Here is a 16885-nt window from a genome sequence, read left to right on the forward strand (position 1 = left end):
CTCTTAAAAAGAAGCCCGATTTTTCTTTTTATTCTTTTTCCCTTCGATAACGGTTAAGTGACTATCCGTTTTCTTTCTCCATTTTATTTTCTTGGATGATTTTGCTGCAGAGAAGCTAGCCACATTATCTTTTTTCGAAGTTCGGTTTTTTAGCCTTTTTTTCGATTGGCGGGCAGCCTTTCGGAATGCTTGCTGCTCTTTCTTAACTGGTTTTCCCTTTGTTAATCCGGTATAAATCATATAAATAATCCCTGCGACAATGGCTATTATGAGAATGTTTCTAAAAAAGCCAATCGGGTCATTAAATAGTCGGCTCAATAGTCCGAGGACTCCGAGGGCGATGATTCCGTATATCATGAAAGATATGAAACGTTTCAACAAAGACACCTCCTTAAGAGCATCATAAGCATTTTCAGCTTATTTTAAACATTCTTCATGTAAAATATTTGAAAAAATGAAGGTCATTCCCTTAGTTTAGTATATGATTTTTCATAATCAAAATGTGTATAGATGTTTTACACAATTACATCCGATTCTAAACCTTTTTTGGTCTCTTTTTCCATCCTCAACAGTTCTTGGAATGAGGCTAATGCGACTTCGACTTGATCATCTGTCGGGGCTTTGGTTGTCAATAACTGAAGCCAAAGGCCGGGATAGCCAAGGTAACGCAGGATGGGAGTGTCCCTTACTTTGTTAGTCAATTGCAAGACTTCGAAGGCTATGCCAAGCACGACGGGGATAAGCAAAATGCGATTGACGACACGTACCCATAGCGGATCAATTGGTACAAGAAGATAGACAAACATCCCTACAATGACAGTAAATAAAATAAAACTGCTGCCACAGCGATAATGAAGGCGGGAACTTGCCTGCACATTTGCAACCGTCAATTCTTTTCCGCTTTCAAAGCAATTGATCACCTTATGCTCTGCTCCGTGATACTGAAAGACCCGCTTGATTAATGGCGTCAAGGAAACTACATAAATATATACAAGCAGTAAGATCAGCTTGAACAAGCTTTCCACTAATACCTGAGCCGTATGGCCACTGAAAATGGGTTCTGTCAATTTTGCGAGGAAGACAGGAATCAAGGTGAAAAGCAATTTCCCAAATAGGAAGGAGATCACACCGATCACGGCAACACCTAGCCAAAGACTTAATTTAGATGGGTCTTTCGTTTCTTTTTTCTTTTCTTCCTGCTTTTCCCCGTCTTCTTCTTCATACTGTTCAGTTGAAAAGTTAAGATGTTTCGAACCGGTGGCACTTGACTGAATCAGTGATACGATACCTCGCAGAAACGGTATTTTTTTTAAGCGGTTTACAACAGGTTTCGATTCACGCGGCAGATGATAATATACAATCGTCGAATCTTTGCGGCGTACCGCAGTGACTGTGTGATGTTTGCCACCGAACATGACGCCTTCCACAACAGCCTGCCCTCCGTAAACGGGTTTTTGAACCTCAGACATTTCTACACCAACCTAATAGTTATTCACGTAGCTCTCTCAAGGGTGCTAACATGTTTATTATCAAGCATCACAAGGGTAAAGGCGCTCCTCCAAAATTGAATGGAAGCTTTAACCCTGCAATTACTTTATGAATGTTGAATCACAGGAAGGTAGTATCCCGTGTACATTATAAATTTCAACAGAGGATGTGTATTTTCCTCTGAAAAAAGCAGATTATTTATGATTTAATCATACAGAATAAATAACAAAACCTCTAGTGATTCTCCTTCCTAAAAATAAAAAAAAATAGTTCTATTTAACAAAGGGCATACTACGTAGCGGAGGTGATTGATATGTCTTCTAATGAAAAAGGACAAATTCAACAGGAATATCAAAGCATGTTAATCTACAATGTACTTGCTGTCGGTTTTGTTGGGGGGGCTTTAGCCAGTTTTATCGGAATCATAGCCCATTATATTAACTTTATGGATTTTAGCCCAAAATTCATACTTACCTCGTGGTCCAATATGACCTGGATCGATCATTGGCTTGGTACGGTAATGACCATAATTTTGTTCGGAATTCTATCCGTGGGGATCGCTTTTATATACTATAGTCTTTTTAAAAGGATGAAGAGTATTTTTCCGGGTATTATTTTGGGGGTGGTTTGCTGGGCTTTGCTGGTATTTATCCTGAAACCGATGTTCGTCGATTTGCCAACCTTTTCTAAAATGTCAGCAAATACGGTTATAACAAGTGTATGCATTTTTATTATATACGGTCTTTTTGTAGGGTTTTCTATATCATACGATCAACAGGAATATATCCGTCAAAAAAACAAAGCCGAGAAGCAATCGGAAAGCTGATTGCTTCTTGGTTGTAAAAAAGTAGTAAGACAATTTGCAATTATGATAGAATGTTCATGGAAAGCATTCTTTTAACATGAGCAGGTGTTTGATGATGACAAAAATCTTACTAATCAATGGTCCGAATTTAAATCGCTTGGGGAAGCGTGAACCTGCGCATTATGGATCCTCGACGCTTGCGGATGTGGAAGCGCAATTAATGAAGCAAGCTCAAGGGCTAGATGTGGAATTGACTTCTTTTCAAACTAACCATGAAGGAGCGATTATCGACAAGCTCCATTGGTCGGAGGATCATGGGATCGACGGGATTATCATTAATCCTGGAGCTTTTACTCATTATAGCTATGCGATTCGTGATGCAATAGCCGGAATTGATGTTCCAGTGGTGGAAGTGCATATTTCGAACATACATGCCCGTGAAAGCTTTCGGCATGAATCAGTGACCGCACCGGTAACGGCGGGACAGATTGTCGGCTTGGGGATACACGGATATGAATTGGCGTTGCAGGCGATCACAAAGATTGCAAAGGGGAGAAATTAAATGAATAAACTAATGCGCTTAAGAGCCTCAATGGAAAAGACGGGCATTGATGGTTTTTTGATTACCAGTACATATAACCGTCGATTCATGACCAACTTTACGGGAAGTGCAGGTGTTGTACTTATTTCCCAAAAAGAAGCTAAATTCATCACTGATTTCAGATACGTGGAACAAGCGGGCAAGCAAGCGCCGGACTATGAGATCGTTCAACACAAAGGAACCATCATCGAAGAAGTCGGCAAGCAGGCTAAAGCGATGAATATCGGCAAGCTGGGCTTTGAGCAAGAACACCTGACTTATGCTACATATAAGGCATACGAAGCGGCCATTGATGGTCAACTTTTGCCGGTGTCGGGGGTAATTGAGAATTTACGCTTGATAAAGACTTCATCAGAGATTAAGATATTAAAGGAAGCGGCTGCTATTGCTGATGCTGCGTTTACACATATTCTGGATTTCCTGCGTCCAGGGATCTCGGAACTGGATGTATCCAATGAACTTGAGTTCTTTATGAGGAAACAAGGCGCAACATCTTCTTCCTTCGATATTATTGTAGCATCCGGCTTAAGGTCCGCGCTTCCGCATGGAGTGGCTACGGATAAAATCATTGAAAAAGGCGATTTCGTCACATTGGATTACGGGGCATACTATAATGGGTATGTGTCTGACATCACTCGGACATTAGCGGTTGGCAAGCCAAGTGAAGAACTTATTAATATTTATGACATTGTTTTAGAAGCTCAACTGCGAGGAATGGCTGGGATTAAACCTGGTATGACTGGCAAGGAAGCGGATGCACTAACTCGAAATCTAATTGAAGAAAAGGGATATGGGCAGTATTTTGGACATTCGACCGGACATGGAATCGGACTTGAAGTTCATGAAGGTCCAGCATTATCCTTTAGGTCGGATATCATTTTAGAACCAGGTATGGCCGTAACCGTTGAACCGGGCATTTACTTACCGGGGGTAGGCGGAGTGCGGATTGAAGATGATACAATCGTTACACTTGATGGTAACGAAGCACTTACCCATTCAACCAAAGAGTTAATCATTCTGTAAACATGTACATGTAGGAGGACAAATTTATGATTTCTGTAAACGATTTTCGCACGGGTGTTACGATTGAAGTAGATAATGGAATTTGGCAGGTTATCGAGTTCCAACACGTTAAACCTGGTAAAGGTGCAGCTTTTGTACGTTCTAAACTTCGTAACCTTCGTACGGGTTCAATCCAAGAGAAAACATTCCGTGCTGGTGAAAAAGTCGCTAAAGCACATATCGAAAACCGTAAGATGCAGTACCTTTATGCAAGTGGGGATAGCCATGTATTCATGGATAACGAAACATATGACCAAATCGAGCTGCCTGCATCAAGTATTGAACGTGAACTTAAATTTCTTAAGGAAAATATGGAAGTTCATATCATGACTTTCCAAGCGGAAACACTTGGGGTCGAGCTTCCAAACACAGTGGAACTTGAAGTGGCGGAAACGGAGCCGGGAATTAAAGGCGATACATCTTCAGGCGGCACGAAGTCAGCCGTACTTGAGACGGGCCTTTCGGTTCAAGTTCCATTCTTCATCAACCAAGGTGACAAACTATTGATCAATACAAATGAAGGATCATACGTATCACGTGCATAAAGAAGACCGAGGTGAAGATCTCGGTTTCAGTTTGTAGACAAAAAGGTTTCGGAATGGACTCATTCCGAAACCTTTTTGATTTTTTAGTGGATTTGACTTGATGACGCAGATGATTCCATATATTCTTGCCGAATATGGCGTGTCACCACTATCTGATGGTCTTTATTTTCTGTACACTGTAGGATTTGTACTCACGATAGCCCTTTTTATTTGTTGTTGTGTACTTTAAATCTCCATTTTACAAGCTGGAACCAGTTGGTCTAAAGTAATCATTTCAAGCTGATCTCGCTGAATAGAATCATGTTAAAAAAGAAAACACATCACTCAAGTTTTAATAATTCTATTTTAAAACAATAAAGACTTTAGGTAAAAGGGATCTATCTAAAAGTTAAAAAAAGTTGATTGGAGCGGGTGTTCGAGACTCCTGCGGGAAAACCGCGTCCAGGTGAGAACCCACAGGCGGCAATGCCGCCAAGGGCGGACCGCCAGCGGAAAGCGAGTGCCCCTACGTTATAATCAACTTCTAAATTGTACAAGCCATAAAAACCTGTGGGCAAACTCGCTTTGTTCGAATTTTTTTACAGCCTGAGACCGAGATTAATTTCTCGGCTTTTTTTTGTGTGTTTTTTAGACCCCGAAGTATAAAAAAATCAATAAATGGTCTGTTTCTTTAATAGCCTGTCATCATTGCAGGCTGGTCGGCATATATTTTATTGAAAGTGGTGTATACAGGAGGATTGTCAAAATGGAAACGATTCTTTCTTTTTTACCGAAAAAAATATGTGAGCAACTCCGGGGTATGACACCGATGATGATCGATAAGATGGAAGAGCTGAGAATTCGGGTTGGAAGGCCGCTTGAGGTCATTGTAGGTGGGGAACCATACTTCTTTTCCTATGAAGTGACCCATTCGGATGCGGATCAATTATTGAATCAAATAGGTCAATTTTCGTTATATACACTTGAGGAAGAATTAAAGCGAGGTTATATAACCATAGCAGGCGGACATCGGGTGGGGCTTGCTGGCAAGGTGATTTTGGAAAATGGATCTGTCAAAGCGATCAGGGATATTTCCTCCTTCAATATTCGGGTTGCACGTGAAAAAATAGGTGCAGCTGAACCGCTCACTTCTTACTTATATGACGGGGAATGGCAGCATACAATGTTGATCGGTGCTCCGCAAACGGGAAAAACGACCATATTACGTGATATTGCAAGAATGATATCCAGTGGTAATGAAAAACACGGCATTGCCCCTCAAAAGGTGGGGATAGTGGACGAGCGCTCGGAAATTGCCGGATGTGTTCATGGAGTGCCGCAGCTCCAATTTGGAACAAGGGTTGATGTGCTCGATGGATGTCCTAAAGCGGAAGGGATGATGATGATGATCCGTTCGATGTCCCCGGATGTATTGATCGTGGATGAAATAGGCCGCGCGGCGGATACGCAGGCTGTGCTGGAAGCGGTGAACGCAGGTATTAAACTCATGATAACTACACATGGCCATACACTGGATGAAATTAAGAAGCGACCTTTTATAGCCGAAATATTAAAGCAAAACATCTTTGAACGTTTTATAGAATTACAGAGATGTAAATCAGGTAAGAGGAGCTACAAAGTCCTTGATGCTGCTGGAGTTCCCATTTTCTTAGGGGAAGGTGTGAACCCGCATGTTTAAGTTAATAGGAGCTGCGATCATTATTATTGCAACGACATGGGCAGGTTTCGAGGCTGCGAAAAAATTAAGTATGAGGCCTCGTCAACTGAGACAGCTGAAAGTCGCCATGCAATCGCTTGAAGCCGAAATAATGTTTGGTCATACACCTTTGAAAGAAGCGGCGAGGAAACTTTCTAAACAGATGGCCAAACCTTTATCCATCTTTTTCGATGCATTTGCAAACCGGCTCGAGTCCGGAGAGACCACCGTCAAGGAAGCATGGAATGATAGTTTGAAGAAAATATGGCAATCCCTTGCTTTAAAACAGGGAGAATTCGAGATTCTTTCACAGTTTGGGGAGACGCTTGGAAAAAGCGATAAATATCATCAGCAAAAGCAAATCATGCTAACGATGGCACACTTGGAACGGGAAGAGAGCGATGCACTCGACCGACAGGGGAAATATGAAAAAATGATGAAAAGTCTTGGTTTTTTATCAGGGCTATTATTGATCATCTTGCTGATGTAGGAATATGTGGGGGGAATGAAAATGGGCATTGATGTGGACATCATATTTAAAATAGCGGGTGTGGGGCTAGTAGTGGCATTTCTTCACACGATACTCGATCAGGTTGGGAAGAAGGAATATGCCCAGTGGGTGACACTTTTCGGATTCATCTATATTTTATTCATGGTAGCTTCTGTAGTAGAGGATTTATTTCAAAAAATTAAATCTGTATTTCTATTTCAGTAAGGGAGGGATTCGCGATTGAAATCATAAAAATCGTGGCCATTGCCCTAGTTGCCACCTTCTTGGCATTGATCGTCAAAGAGCAAAAACCAAATTTAGCATTCCTGCTTGTCGTTTTTGTAGGATGTTCCATTTTTCTTTTTTTAGCTGACAAAATATACGAAATTATTTTAATGTTAGAAAAAATTGCGGTTAATGCAAATGTAAATACCGTGTATCTAGAGACCATCTTAAAAATAATCGGAATTGCCTATATTGCAGAATTCGCTTCTCAAATTACAAAAGATGCAGGGCAAGGTTCCCTCGCTTCCAAAATAGAATTAAGCGGAAAAATCTTGATACTTGCCATGGCGATTCCGATTTTAACGGTCATTATCGAAACGATTATACAGATGCTTCCAAGTTAACGGATTACTCCTACTAGTCAATGAGGTGAATGTATGAAGCAGCGGATGCCTTACTTATCCATTCTATTCGTTTTACTCTTTTTTTTGCATGCATCTATTGGACAAGCTGCCGAAAATCCTGAAAATGGTGAAATCGAACAAGAGCCCATCATGCAGTCCGAGCTGGTACAAGCCCAAATAGAAAGGCTGGGTGTCGATGAGCTCAAACAATATTGGGATGACATCGTTACGGAATATGGAGGATTTCTACCGGAAAGCCAGAAAGGGAGCTTTATGGACTTCGTAAGCGGCGACAAGAAATTTTCCTTTGAGCAATGGATGAAGGGAATGACAAAATTCATTTTTCATGAACTGCTCGTGAATGGAAAGCTGCTGGGATCACTCATTTTATTAACCGTTTTCAGCATGTTCCTTCAGTCTTTGCAGAATGCGTTCGAGCAAAGCTCAGTGAGTAAGGTCGCTTATGCAATCGTTTATATGGTGCTGATCATTTTGGCCCTTAACAGTTTTCATGTGGCGATTGAATATACAAAAGATACGATAGATTTGATGATTTCCTTTTTAATGGCACTCATCCCTTTACTCTTGGCATTGATAGCTGCTTCAGGGGGACTTGTATCGGCAGCTTTCTTTCATCCGGTTTTGATGTTTTTGATGAATACAAGCGGTATCTTGATCCAGTTTGTCGTCCTTCCGTTATTATTCTTTGCAGCGATTTTAAGCATTGTCAGTACGCTGACGGAACATTACAAAGTGACACAGCTGGCACAGCTTCTCCGTAATTTTGCTATCGGTATCCTTGGGGCTTTCATGACCATATTTCTTGGTGTGATATCCGTTCAAGGGGCATCATCTGCTGTAGCTGACGGAGTGACGATCAGGACGGCCAAATTCGTGACAGGTAACTTTATACCGGTAATAGGGCGCATGTTTACCGATGCAACGGATACGGTCATAAGTGCCTCCGTTCTATTGAAGAATACAGTCGGCTTGTCTGGCGTCATCATACTCTTGCTCATTACCACGTTTCCCGCCATAAAAATCCTGATGATTTCTTTTGTCTATAAATTGGCAGCGAGCCTTTTGCAGCCGCTTGGCGGAGGACCTGTAATAAAATGCCTAGACATTATTAGTAAAAGCATGATTTATATTTTCGCTGCATTGGCCATTGTCTCACTCATGTTTTTTTTAAGTATCACGGTAATTATCGCCTCTGGAAACATTACCTTGATGGTTCGTTAGAAAGGAGGAGGGCTTGGTGAGTTTTTTAGCTGGCTGGGTATCCAACATCATCATATTTGTATTGCTGGCTACTGTGATCGATATGCTTCTTCCGAATTCGGCTTTACAAAAGTATGCCAAAATGGTAATCGGACTTTTACTGATTGCGATCATCATCACTCCTATATTGGGATTATTCAATAAGGACTTCGACGAAATCCTCTCTGCGGCTACTAGTGAATTTGAGGATCAGAAAAAAAAAGATTTAGGAAATTTGACAGAAATGAAGAAAAAAGAAATACAAGCAGCACAGGGTGCATATATTTTAGAACAAATGGCTGTCCAATTACAGACAGAAGTGGAAGAGGAGCTGATGGTGGATTATAACATGAAGATTAGTTCAATTGATGTAGGGGTCAAGAATGAGGAAGAACCTGGTGTTGATGATCTGCAGAACATAACCATCTCATTGGAAAAGGCAGAAGGGAAAGAAAACTCGGAGATAGAGGCAGTAGCGAAGGTTGATATCAATGCAGATAGCCCATCCACTTCAAATGATGCCAATCTGGATGCTGTCAAAAGGTTTCTGGCAACAAGTTGGTCCGTTGATGAAGAGATCATTGAAATCGCCGGGGAAAGGAAGTGACTGAGTATTGAACAAAGACAAAGGTCCATTATCCTGGCTGCAAAAACTATTAAATAAAGACCCTGACCAAAAAGAGCCTAAGGAAAAAAAACCTTCCCTGTATGTCTATGCTCTAATAGTTGTCCTTTTGGGATCGGGAATCATGATGGCCGGGAATTTGTTAACCACCAACCAGACGGGACAAACATCTGAAGTGACGACTGTATTCAATAATGATAAACAGCAGGATGATGAAGAGGATGTCGAAACATTCGGTCAGAAGAAATCAGAATTCAAGACTACAAAAGACTATGAAATATATCTACAGAATGAAATGAAGGAAGCGCTTGAATCCATTGCAGGTGTCCAGGATGTAAAAGTCGTAATCTACGTCGATGCATCCGAGAAGAAAGTATATGAACGAAACAAAGTCACCCAAAAACAAGTCACCGAAGAAACCGACCAGGAAGGCGGCAAAAGGACGGTCGAAGACACATCGGTTGATGAACAGCTCGTTTTGGTCAAGAGCGGTGAGAAAGAAGGACCGATCATTTCGGAAACGAAAAAACCTAGTGTACGAGGAGTCCTGGTAGTCGCAAAAGGGGCCGAAAACATTCAAATAAAGAAGTGGATCATCGAGGCTGTCACACGCTCACTTGATGTACCGAGTCATAGGGTTTCTGTCATGCCTAAAAAATAAGGGGGAAAATCTACATGTTATTAAAAAAACAAACCGTTTGGTTATTGACTATGCTAAGTTTGGTCGTTGTGCTTTCAGTCTATTATTTAACAGCTCCGGAAGAAAATGCCGCCGATATGACGTCAACAGAGCAAATGGAACAGAAAGAAAATAAAACTGAAAGCAAAACAGAGAACAAAGCGGATACAAAAGGGGAAACTAAAAGTGAAAAAGAAACGTCCAAAAATACAGAAGGTTCCTCTGTAACCATTGCATCTGGAGATGAGTTCGAATCTTTAAGGATGCAGATTGAAGATGAACGGGCGAAGCTGAATGAAGAATTGACTGCAAAGATGGGCAACACAGAATTATCAGCTGAAGAACGAGACGAGGCTTATGCAAAAATCGAACAATTAAGTGAAACGAAAGTAAAAGAAAATATCATCGAAAACTTAATTGTTGCCATGGATTACAATGCCGCACTGGTCAGGGTGGACGGAACGGATGTAAAGGTGAGTGTCAAGGCCGATAAACAAACGAAAACAGAGGCTAATAACATTATCCGCCTCGTAAGGAAAGAAGTGAGCGATGCGCAAAATGTAGTGGTCGACTTCCAACCGGAAAAGTGATGACACATACAGAACGCTGATACAGAACAGTGCAACATCCTAAAAATTAGAAAGCCCTCCTTAATAAAAAAAGGGAGGCTTTTTATTATGATTTTTTTAAATAGCTTAATCCGGGAAACTTTAGAGGAAAAGTTTTTTTATGTCAATTGATATCAGGAACTCAAATAGAATCGGTGATAATGATCCTCCGTAATATTCTAGAAAAGTAATTATAGTGGATATTATTGCTGATTTTCTACGAATGAAATGCAAAATTCAAGAGAAAGCGTTAAGGTGCCCCAGTTGAAAAATATTCACAATATTATAATAAAGGTGTAATATAAAAGTATGGATAACAAGTTACAACTAATCTATCATTGAATTTGTATAAGCTAATATTGTATGATGTTAGAAGCTGGTCATAAACTTTTCAATTCTCTAAGGGAAACAATATTTTGAGAAAGTGAAATATCTGTTATAATACAGATGAGGTTTGTATTCAGTTTATTCGCATTCGCATAAAGAAGGCGGCTACTTTGTGCAGTATTGGACAAAGTAGGATAAGCTAAGGGTAAGGTTACATAAAATATTATTGCCTCACAAACTCATATTAAATTAGACAAGGGGTGCCACAAAATGAAAGTGCAAGAAATTCGTGAAATTATTAAGCTAGTCGATCAATCAAATATCAGTGAATTCGTTTTTGAAAATGAAGGAACGAAAATTAAATTGAAAAAAACTGAAACGGGTACAGTATTACAACAAGCAGCAGCTCCAGCAGTTGTTCAAACCAATGCAGCTGTAGAGGTCAAGCCCGCAGCGGCCCCTGCCCCTGAAGTGCCGAAAGCTGTTGAACCTGCAAAACCGGCTGCAGCAGACACTGAAAATTTACATAAAATCACTTCTCCGATGGTTGGGACATTCTACCAATCTCCTGCACCGGATTCACCTGCATACGTAAAAACAGGTGATAAAGTAACGGGGGATTCCATCGTCTGCATCGTGGAAGCCATGAAGCTTTTCAATGAAATCGAAGCCGAAGTAAGCGGTGAAATCGTTGAAGTCCTTGTAAAAGAAGGCCAGCTTGTAGAATATGGTCAACCATTATTTTTAGTAAAGCCGGAATGAGGAGCTGTTTCTAAATGATTAAAAAGGTATTAATTGCCAATCGCGGGGAAATTGCTGTCCGAATCATCCGGGCATGCAAGGAATTAGGAATCGAGACTGTTGCGGTCTATTCAGAAGCTGATAAAGAAGCATTACATGTCCAGCTTGCGGATGAAGCATATTGCATCGGTCCTAAATTATCAAAAGACAGTTATTTAAATACAACGAACATTATCAGCACAGCCAAGAAAACCGGATCCGATGCGATTCACCCAGGATATGGCTTCCTTGCTGAAAATGCTGACTTTGCTGAGCTATGCCGTGAATGCAATATCATTTTCATCGGTCCTAGCCCCGAAGCTATCAATAAAATGGGAACAAAGGACGTAGCAAGGGAAACCATGCGTAAAGCTGGTGTACCGATCGTTCCAGGTTCTAAAGGCATAATCAAGGATACGGATGAGGGTGTAGCTTTAGCTAATGAAATGGGCTATCCAGTCATCATCAAAGCTACTGCCGGCGGGGGCGGTAAAGGTATCCGCGTCGCAAGGACGGAAGAAGAGCTCATTAAAGGCATTAACATCACACAACAGGAAGCCGCGACGGCATTTGGGAATCCAGGCGTGTATATTGAAAAGTTCATCGAGGACTTCCGACACGTTGAAATACAGGTCATGGCAGATAATCATGGCAATGCCATCCATTTAGGTGAGCGTGATTGTACGGTCCAGCGACGTTTGCAAAAGCTTGTTGAAGAAACCCCTTCACCGGCATTGGATGGTGAAACACGTGCGGAAATGGGGCAGGCTGCAGTAACGGCAGCACTTGCCGTTAATTATTCAGGTGCCGGAACAGTAGAATTTATTTATGACTATGTGAATAGAAAATACTACTTTATGGAAATGAATACACGTATCCAGGTTGAACACCCTGTTACAGAAATGGTAACGGGCGTGGATTTGATTAAAGAACAGATCAAAGTTGCTTCAGGCAGCAAACTATCGCTTTCGCAAGAGGATGTCACTTATAACGGATGGTCTATCGAATGCCGGATCAATGCTGAAAATCCAGAAAAGAATTTCATGCCTTCCGCAGGTAAGATTCAAATGTATTTACCGCCAGGCGGCTACGGAGTTCGTGTTGATTCCGCGGCATACCCTGGGTACTCGATACCGCCGTATTACGATTCCATGATCGCTAAATTGATTGTCCATGCACCTACTAGGGAAGAGGCAATCGAAAAGATGAAACGCGCCTTAGGTGAGTTTGTCATTGAAGGGATCAGTACCACAATTCCTTTCCATATTAAGTTACTTCAGCATGAACAATTTGTTTCCGGAGAATTTAATACCAAATTCCTTGAAATATATGATGTAATGAACTCATAATGTAAAGGAAGACAGGAGGTGCTTTTGAATGAGTGAAATGGAAGGCCAATTACTCGAAATGAATGATTATAATAGTGGGCTGGGCAAAGTGGAGATCGCACCTGAGGTAATAGAGGTGATTGCGGGTATCGCTGCATCGGAAGTTGAAGGTGTTGCACATATGCGCGGGAATTTCGCCACGGGTGTTGTTGAAAAGCTTGGGAAAAAGAACCACGGTAAAGGTGTTAAAGTGGACTTAACGGGAGAATCCATCAAAGTCGAACTTTATTGTGTCATGAAGTTTGGTGTTTCAATTCCGAAAGTTGCTCAGGAAGTGCAAGATAACATTCGTGAAGCTTTGTTGAATATGACCGCTATCGACGCGGGCGAAGTGAACATTCATGTAGTGGGCATTGCGTTTGAAAACGCTAAACAAGAAGCGGATTACGAACAAGAAGTGTAAGTGGCTTCATTCGATTCGCACCTGCAAAAACCCGGCAAAAGCCGGGTTTTTGTTTTTTTGAATGTTAACTCCAGATACCCCGTTTTTGAGGCCTGCTTATAATATTAAATTTAAATGAACATAATAAGGCGGTGTCTGGAAGTTTCCCTTTAATTCAAGGGTGATTTCTGTTAGAGTGTAAAAGGTGAAATATGAGCATGAAAGCTAGGCATGAGCTTTTTGACACTTTCAAAAAGTATGGGACTGTGTTGGCCGTTTAATTCCGAATGTAATCTTGTATTGTTATCCTGAATCAAGATATTTGAGTCTTTTGGCCTTAATTTTAGTGGGATTTAGCTTATTTTTTTAATAATATAGCGAAAATCTTAATATTTTTGAAAAAATGTTATTTAATGTTCGTTTGTTCTAGCATTTTCATATATAATAGTAGATGTTAAAGGAGTAAGATTATGAAAAGAAGAGAAGCCCGTGAAAAATCCCTTCAAGCACTATATCAAATAGATATTGCCAACTCGAATGCAGAAGAAGCAATGGAAAGCGTACTGGATGGTGCTCCTACTGATGAATACTTCAAGAAATTAGTAATGGGGATAACGGAAAATCGTGAACAAATTGATGGAATGATCAGGGACAATTTAGAGAATTGGACGTTGGAAAGACTGGCGAACATTGATCGGAATTTACTGCGTATCGCGGTTTATGAAATGATTCACAGTGAAGATGTTCCTGTAAGTGTTGCAATGAATGAAGCTATTGAAATTGCTAAGAAATTCGGTGATGATCAATCGAGCAGCTTTGTAAATGCCGTTTTATCCAAAGTGAAGGTGAAAAGCGGCAGCTAAAGCTGCAGCCTTGAGCAAGGATTCTCTCAGCAATTTCTTTAGCAAAATTAACTTGGGAGGAATAAACACATGTCAGCTCAAATCATTAATGGTAAAGAAATTGCAGAGTCAGTTAGGCAGGAAATCAGTAAGGAAGTTCAACAGTTACGTGAAAAAAATATCGTTCCAGGTTTGGCTGTAATCCTGGTGGGTGACAATCAAGCATCACAAACCTATGTGCGCAATAAGCAAAAGGCCTGTGAGGACTTGGGCATGCATTCCGTATTAATTAAAAAGCCTGCGGAGCTCTCTCAGGAGGAATTAATTCAGAGCATTGCTGAATTAAACCAGGATGACAGCATTCATGGTATATTGGTGCAGCTGCCATTGCCTGGACATATTCAGGAAAAAGCGATCATTGAAGCGATTTCCCCTGAAAAGGATGTAGATGGTTTCCACCCGATTAATATTGGGCGGATGATGACGGGACAGGATGCATTTTTACCTTGTACCCCATACGGCGTCATGGTGATGCTTGAGTATATCGACTATGACCTTGAAGGTAAGCATGTTGTCATCGTAGGGAGAAGTAATATCGTCGGAAAACCAGCCGGACAATTGTTCTTGAATGCAAATGCAACCGTTACTTACTGTCATTCACGGACAAAGGATCTTGCATATTATACCAAGCAAGCCGATGTCGTTGTCGCAGCTGTCGGAAAGAGGGACACGATCACGAGTGACCATATTAAAGAAGGCGCAGTCGTCATTGACGTCGGAATGAACAGGAATGATGAAGGGAAGCTTTGCGGTGATGTGGCGTTTGATGAAGTGAAAAATAAGGCTTCATACATTACACCTGTTCCTAAAGGCGTTGGTCCCATGACGATTACGATGCTTATGAAGAATACGGTCAAATCTGCTCAAAAAGCACTTGAACTGAACAAGCAAGCATTAAAAAGCTGAAAAAAACGTTAAATTATTTTAAAGAAGCGGACCTCTTGTTTTATAATAACGGGAGACCGCTTTTTTTCCATTCATGGATCCATAGGTGAGTTTTCTTTAAATCCGATTTCCATCGGAAGGAGACAATATATGAGCAACCAACAATATTTGAGTGTGTCGGCTTTAACTAAGTACATCAAAAGGAAATTCGATGCCGACCCCCATTTGCAAAATGTATACATAAAAGGTGAAATTTCGAATTTTAAACAACATACAAGCGGACATATGTATTTTACTTTAAAGGATGAGAAGGCCCGACTTCTTTCCGTTATGTTTGCCGCCAATAATAAAGGGATGAAATTCCTGCCCGAAAATGGTATGAAGGTACTTGTTAAGGGCGATATATCATTATATGAAGCTGGGGGACAGTATCAGCTTTATGTGAAAAGCATGGCCCCTGATGGTGTGGGGGATTTGTATCTTGCTTATGAACAGCTGAAGAAAAAGCTGGAGGCGGCAGGTTTGTTTTTGGCCGAACATAAGAAGCCGATCCCGCAGTACCCTAAGTCTGTAGGAGTCATAACATCTCCGACCGGAGCTGCATTAAGAGATATCCTGATAACCATCAAGCGGAGATATCCAATCGCCAGGATTATCGTTTATCCGGCACTTGTACAAGGGAATAATGCCGCTAAATCGATTGCCAAGGCAATTTCAATGGCTAACGCAAGGGCGGAAAGTGATGTTCTCATTGTTGGAAGGGGCGGCGGGTCGATCGAGGAGCTATGGGCCTTTAATGAGGAGATAGTGGCTGAATCGATTTATGATTCCGATATACCGGTAATTTCTGCTGTCGGTCACGAAACCGATTTTACCATTGCTGATTTTGTCGCCGATATGCGTGCTCCTACACCGACTGGTGCAGCGGAGTTAGCGGTTCCTCACTTAAATGAAATACTCGAACGCCTGATGAACCGCAAAAATCGGTTGACCCGCTCCATTCAAGAAGCGGTCAATTTTGAACGAACCCGTTTGACCAGGATGGAGAGGTCTTATGCTTTCCGTTATCCGCATAAAATGTATGAACAGAAGCTGGAACAGCTAGACAAGACGATGGACAGGCTAGGGAGGACCAGCACGCGATATTTCATGAAAAAGAGAGATGAGCTGAATCAGCTGAACGAAATTCTGAAAAAGCAGCATCCTGAACAAGCGGTGAAAAATGCGAAAGATGAATTGCAGCAGCATGCAAAGGTTTTACGTAGGGCCATGGAAGCCATCTATCGGCAAAAATCACAGCAATTCGTTCATATTACAGCCACTTTGTCTGCCCTCAGTCCACTAAAAATCATGGAACGGGGCTATGGATTGGTTTTTGCTGAAGATGAGACATTAGTGAAAAGTACACAGCAAGTATCCAAAGGGGATAAGATAGCGGTTTCGATTAAAGATGGAACCCTTGAATGTGAAATTAAAGAAATAAAGGAGCGGATTGAACCATGACAAAAAAACAAGAAGCTACATTTGAAGAAGCGATGGAGAATCTCGAAAAAATTGTGGAACAGTTGGAAGAAGGCGATGTGCCCTTGGAAGAAGCCATCTCCATATATAAACAAGGAATGGATTTATCAAGGCTTTGCCATTCAAAGCTTAAGGCTGTTGAAGATCAGTTGACTCAAATTTTACGCGAAGATGGGGAACTTGAAAACTTCGCTGTACAGGAGGAAGAATGA

At 41.2% G+C, this 16885-nt stretch carries 21 protein-coding genes; 19 read left to right on the forward strand and 2 right to left on the reverse strand.

The genetic code is table 11. The features are described from left to right. Nucleotides 1-3 precede the first annotated feature (3 nt). Together ACWF5P_RS09155 and ACWF5P_RS09160 are read right to left on the reverse strand one after the other, a co-directional pair. Complete coding sequence (locus ACWF5P_RS09155) at nucleotides 4-378, reverse strand: SA1362 family protein (protein WP_048677789.1); 375 nt, start codon at nucleotides 376-378, stop codon at nucleotides 4-6. Nucleotides 379-515: 137 nt separating this feature from the next. Beyond that, a complete protein-coding gene (locus ACWF5P_RS09160; protein WP_434167380.1) occupies nucleotides 516-1469 on the reverse strand; it encodes a DUF1385 domain-containing protein in 954 nt (317 codons plus the stop codon). Between the two features lie 332 nt (nucleotides 1470-1801). On the opposite strand from ACWF5P_RS09160, the gene ACWF5P_RS09165 reads away from it, so the two are divergent. The 19 genes from ACWF5P_RS09165 (at nucleotide 1802) to ACWF5P_RS09255 (ending at nucleotide 16885) form a co-directional block, all read left to right on the forward strand. Then, entirely contained in the window at nucleotides 1802-2314 is a 513-nt protein-coding gene (locus ACWF5P_RS09165; protein ID WP_101222540.1) for a YqhR family membrane protein, read from the forward strand. A 94-nt stretch (nucleotides 2315-2408) separates the two neighbouring features. Beyond that, a complete protein-coding gene (aroQ, locus tag ACWF5P_RS09170; RefSeq protein WP_434169697.1) occupies nucleotides 2409-2855 on the forward strand; it encodes a type II 3-dehydroquinate dehydratase in 447 nt (148 codons plus the stop codon). After that, nucleotides 2856-3917, forward strand: a complete 1062-nt coding sequence (locus ACWF5P_RS09175; RefSeq protein ID WP_434167379.1) for a M24 family metallopeptidase — start codon at nucleotides 2856-2858, stop codon at nucleotides 3915-3917. Between the two features lie 26 nt (nucleotides 3918-3943). Further along, nucleotides 3944-4501, forward strand: coding sequence for an elongation factor P (gene efp, locus ACWF5P_RS09180; RefSeq protein ID WP_034308328.1), 558 nt, complete (start codon nucleotides 3944-3946; stop codon nucleotides 4499-4501). A gap of 745 nt (nucleotides 4502-5246) precedes the next feature. Next, nucleotides 5247-6179 (forward strand): stage III sporulation protein AA, encoded by a 933-nt coding sequence (gene spoIIIAA, locus ACWF5P_RS09185; RefSeq protein ID WP_101222537.1) that lies wholly within the window; start codon nucleotides 5247-5249, stop codon nucleotides 6177-6179. After that, nucleotides 6172-6687: a stage III sporulation protein SpoIIIAB gene (gene spoIIIAB, locus ACWF5P_RS09190; RefSeq protein WP_434167378.1), complete on the forward strand. Its 516-nt coding sequence runs from the start codon at nucleotides 6172-6174 to the stop codon at nucleotides 6685-6687. Before spoIIIAA ends, spoIIIAB begins: the two co-directional genes overlap by 8 nt. 21 nt (nucleotides 6688-6708) lie before the next feature. Next, nucleotides 6709-6912 (forward strand): stage III sporulation protein AC, encoded by a 204-nt coding sequence (spoIIIAC, locus tag ACWF5P_RS09195; RefSeq protein WP_034308319.1) that lies wholly within the window; start codon nucleotides 6709-6711, stop codon nucleotides 6910-6912. A 23-nt stretch (nucleotides 6913-6935) separates the two neighbouring features. Further along, a complete protein-coding gene (gene spoIIIAD, locus ACWF5P_RS09200) occupies nucleotides 6936-7316 on the forward strand; it encodes a stage III sporulation protein AD (protein ID WP_230177096.1) in 381 nt (126 codons plus the stop codon). 33 nt (nucleotides 7317-7349) lie between these two features. Then, a complete protein-coding gene (spoIIIAE, locus tag ACWF5P_RS09205) occupies nucleotides 7350-8558 on the forward strand; it encodes a stage III sporulation protein AE (protein WP_101222534.1) in 1209 nt (402 codons plus the stop codon). A 16-nt stretch (nucleotides 8559-8574) separates the two neighbouring features. Beyond that, nucleotides 8575-9183 carry a stage III sporulation protein AF gene (gene spoIIIAF, locus ACWF5P_RS09210; RefSeq protein ID WP_101222533.1) on the forward strand — a complete coding sequence of 203 codons (609 nt, stop codon included), beginning with the start codon at nucleotides 8575-8577 and terminating at the stop codon, nucleotides 9181-9183. 7 nt (nucleotides 9184-9190) lie between these two features. Beyond that, a complete protein-coding gene (gene spoIIIAG, locus ACWF5P_RS09215) occupies nucleotides 9191-9862 on the forward strand; it encodes a stage III sporulation protein AG (protein WP_260359032.1) in 672 nt (223 codons plus the stop codon). A 14-nt stretch (nucleotides 9863-9876) separates the two neighbouring features. Then, nucleotides 9877-10470 (forward strand): SpoIIIAH-like family protein, encoded by a 594-nt coding sequence (locus ACWF5P_RS09220; protein WP_101222531.1) that lies wholly within the window; start codon nucleotides 9877-9879, stop codon nucleotides 10468-10470. 615 nt (nucleotides 10471-11085) lie between these two features. Further along, complete coding sequence (gene accB / locus ACWF5P_RS09225) at nucleotides 11086-11577, forward strand: acetyl-CoA carboxylase biotin carboxyl carrier protein (protein WP_260359030.1); 492 nt, start codon at nucleotides 11086-11088, stop codon at nucleotides 11575-11577. Nucleotides 11578-11591: 14 nt separating this feature from the next. After that, nucleotides 11592-12944, forward strand: coding sequence for an acetyl-CoA carboxylase biotin carboxylase subunit (accC, locus tag ACWF5P_RS09230; protein WP_101222529.1), 1353 nt, complete (start codon nucleotides 11592-11594; stop codon nucleotides 12942-12944). A 37-nt stretch (nucleotides 12945-12981) separates the two neighbouring features. Next, the gene (locus tag ACWF5P_RS09235; protein WP_222620245.1) at nucleotides 12982-13386 is read left to right on the forward strand and encodes an Asp23/Gls24 family envelope stress response protein; all 405 of its coding nucleotides are present in this window, start codon (nucleotides 12982-12984) and stop codon (nucleotides 13384-13386) included. 449 nt (nucleotides 13387-13835) lie between these two features. After that, nucleotides 13836-14228: a transcription antitermination factor NusB gene (gene nusB / locus ACWF5P_RS09240; protein ID WP_101222528.1), complete on the forward strand. Its 393-nt coding sequence runs from the start codon at nucleotides 13836-13838 to the stop codon at nucleotides 14226-14228. Between the two features lie 69 nt (nucleotides 14229-14297). Further along, nucleotides 14298-15173, forward strand: a complete 876-nt coding sequence (gene folD / locus ACWF5P_RS09245; protein ID WP_101222527.1) for a bifunctional methylenetetrahydrofolate dehydrogenase/methenyltetrahydrofolate cyclohydrolase FolD — start codon at nucleotides 14298-14300, stop codon at nucleotides 15171-15173. A 129-nt stretch (nucleotides 15174-15302) separates the two neighbouring features. Next, entirely contained in the window at nucleotides 15303-16655 is a 1353-nt protein-coding gene (xseA, locus tag ACWF5P_RS09250; RefSeq protein ID WP_101222526.1) for an exodeoxyribonuclease VII large subunit, read from the forward strand. Then, nucleotides 16652-16885: an exodeoxyribonuclease VII small subunit gene (locus ACWF5P_RS09255; protein ID WP_034308286.1), complete on the forward strand. Its 234-nt coding sequence runs from the start codon at nucleotides 16652-16654 to the stop codon at nucleotides 16883-16885. The genes xseA and ACWF5P_RS09255 overlap by 4 nt, the downstream gene beginning before the upstream one ends.

Source organism: Peribacillus sp. NPDC055009 (genome assembly GCF_053608705.1).

Coding starts and splice junctions, on each gene's coding strand:
- ACWF5P_RS09160 (WP_434167380.1), bottom strand. CDS start 1,469: ATGTCTGAGGTTCAAAAACCCGTTTACGGAGGGCAGGCTGTTGTGGAA.
- ACWF5P_RS09165 (WP_101222540.1), top strand. CDS start 1,802: ATGTCTTCTAATGAAAAAGGACAAATTCAACAGGAATATCAAAGCATG.
- aroQ (WP_434169697.1), top strand. CDS start 2,409: ATGACAAAAATCTTACTAATCAATGGTCCGAATTTAAATCGCTTGGGG.
- ACWF5P_RS09175 (WP_434167379.1), top strand. CDS start 2,856: ATGAATAAACTAATGCGCTTAAGAGCCTCAATGGAAAAGACGGGCATT.
- efp (WP_034308328.1), top strand. CDS start 3,944: ATGATTTCTGTAAACGATTTTCGCACGGGTGTTACGATTGAAGTAGAT.
- spoIIIAA (WP_101222537.1), top strand. CDS start 5,247: ATGGAAACGATTCTTTCTTTTTTACCGAAAAAAATATGTGAGCAACTC.
- spoIIIAB (WP_434167378.1), top strand. CDS start 6,172: ATGTTTAAGTTAATAGGAGCTGCGATCATTATTATTGCAACGACATGG.
- spoIIIAC (WP_034308319.1), top strand. CDS start 6,709: ATGGGCATTGATGTGGACATCATATTTAAAATAGCGGGTGTGGGGCTA.
- spoIIIAE (WP_101222534.1), top strand. CDS start 7,350: ATGAAGCAGCGGATGCCTTACTTATCCATTCTATTCGTTTTACTCTTT.
- ACWF5P_RS09220 (WP_101222531.1), top strand. CDS start 9,877: ATGTTATTAAAAAAACAAACCGTTTGGTTATTGACTATGCTAAGTTTG.
- accB (WP_260359030.1), top strand. CDS start 11,086: ATGAAAGTGCAAGAAATTCGTGAAATTATTAAGCTAGTCGATCAATCA.
- accC (WP_101222529.1), top strand. CDS start 11,592: ATGATTAAAAAGGTATTAATTGCCAATCGCGGGGAAATTGCTGTCCGA.
- ACWF5P_RS09235 (WP_222620245.1), top strand. CDS start 12,982: ATGGAAGGCCAATTACTCGAAATGAATGATTATAATAGTGGGCTGGGC.
- nusB (WP_101222528.1), top strand. CDS start 13,836: ATGAAAAGAAGAGAAGCCCGTGAAAAATCCCTTCAAGCACTATATCAA.
- folD (WP_101222527.1), top strand. CDS start 14,298: ATGTCAGCTCAAATCATTAATGGTAAAGAAATTGCAGAGTCAGTTAGG.
- xseA (WP_101222526.1), top strand. CDS start 15,303: ATGAGCAACCAACAATATTTGAGTGTGTCGGCTTTAACTAAGTACATC.
- ACWF5P_RS09255 (WP_034308286.1), top strand. CDS start 16,652: ATGACAAAAAAACAAGAAGCTACATTTGAAGAAGCGATGGAGAATCTC.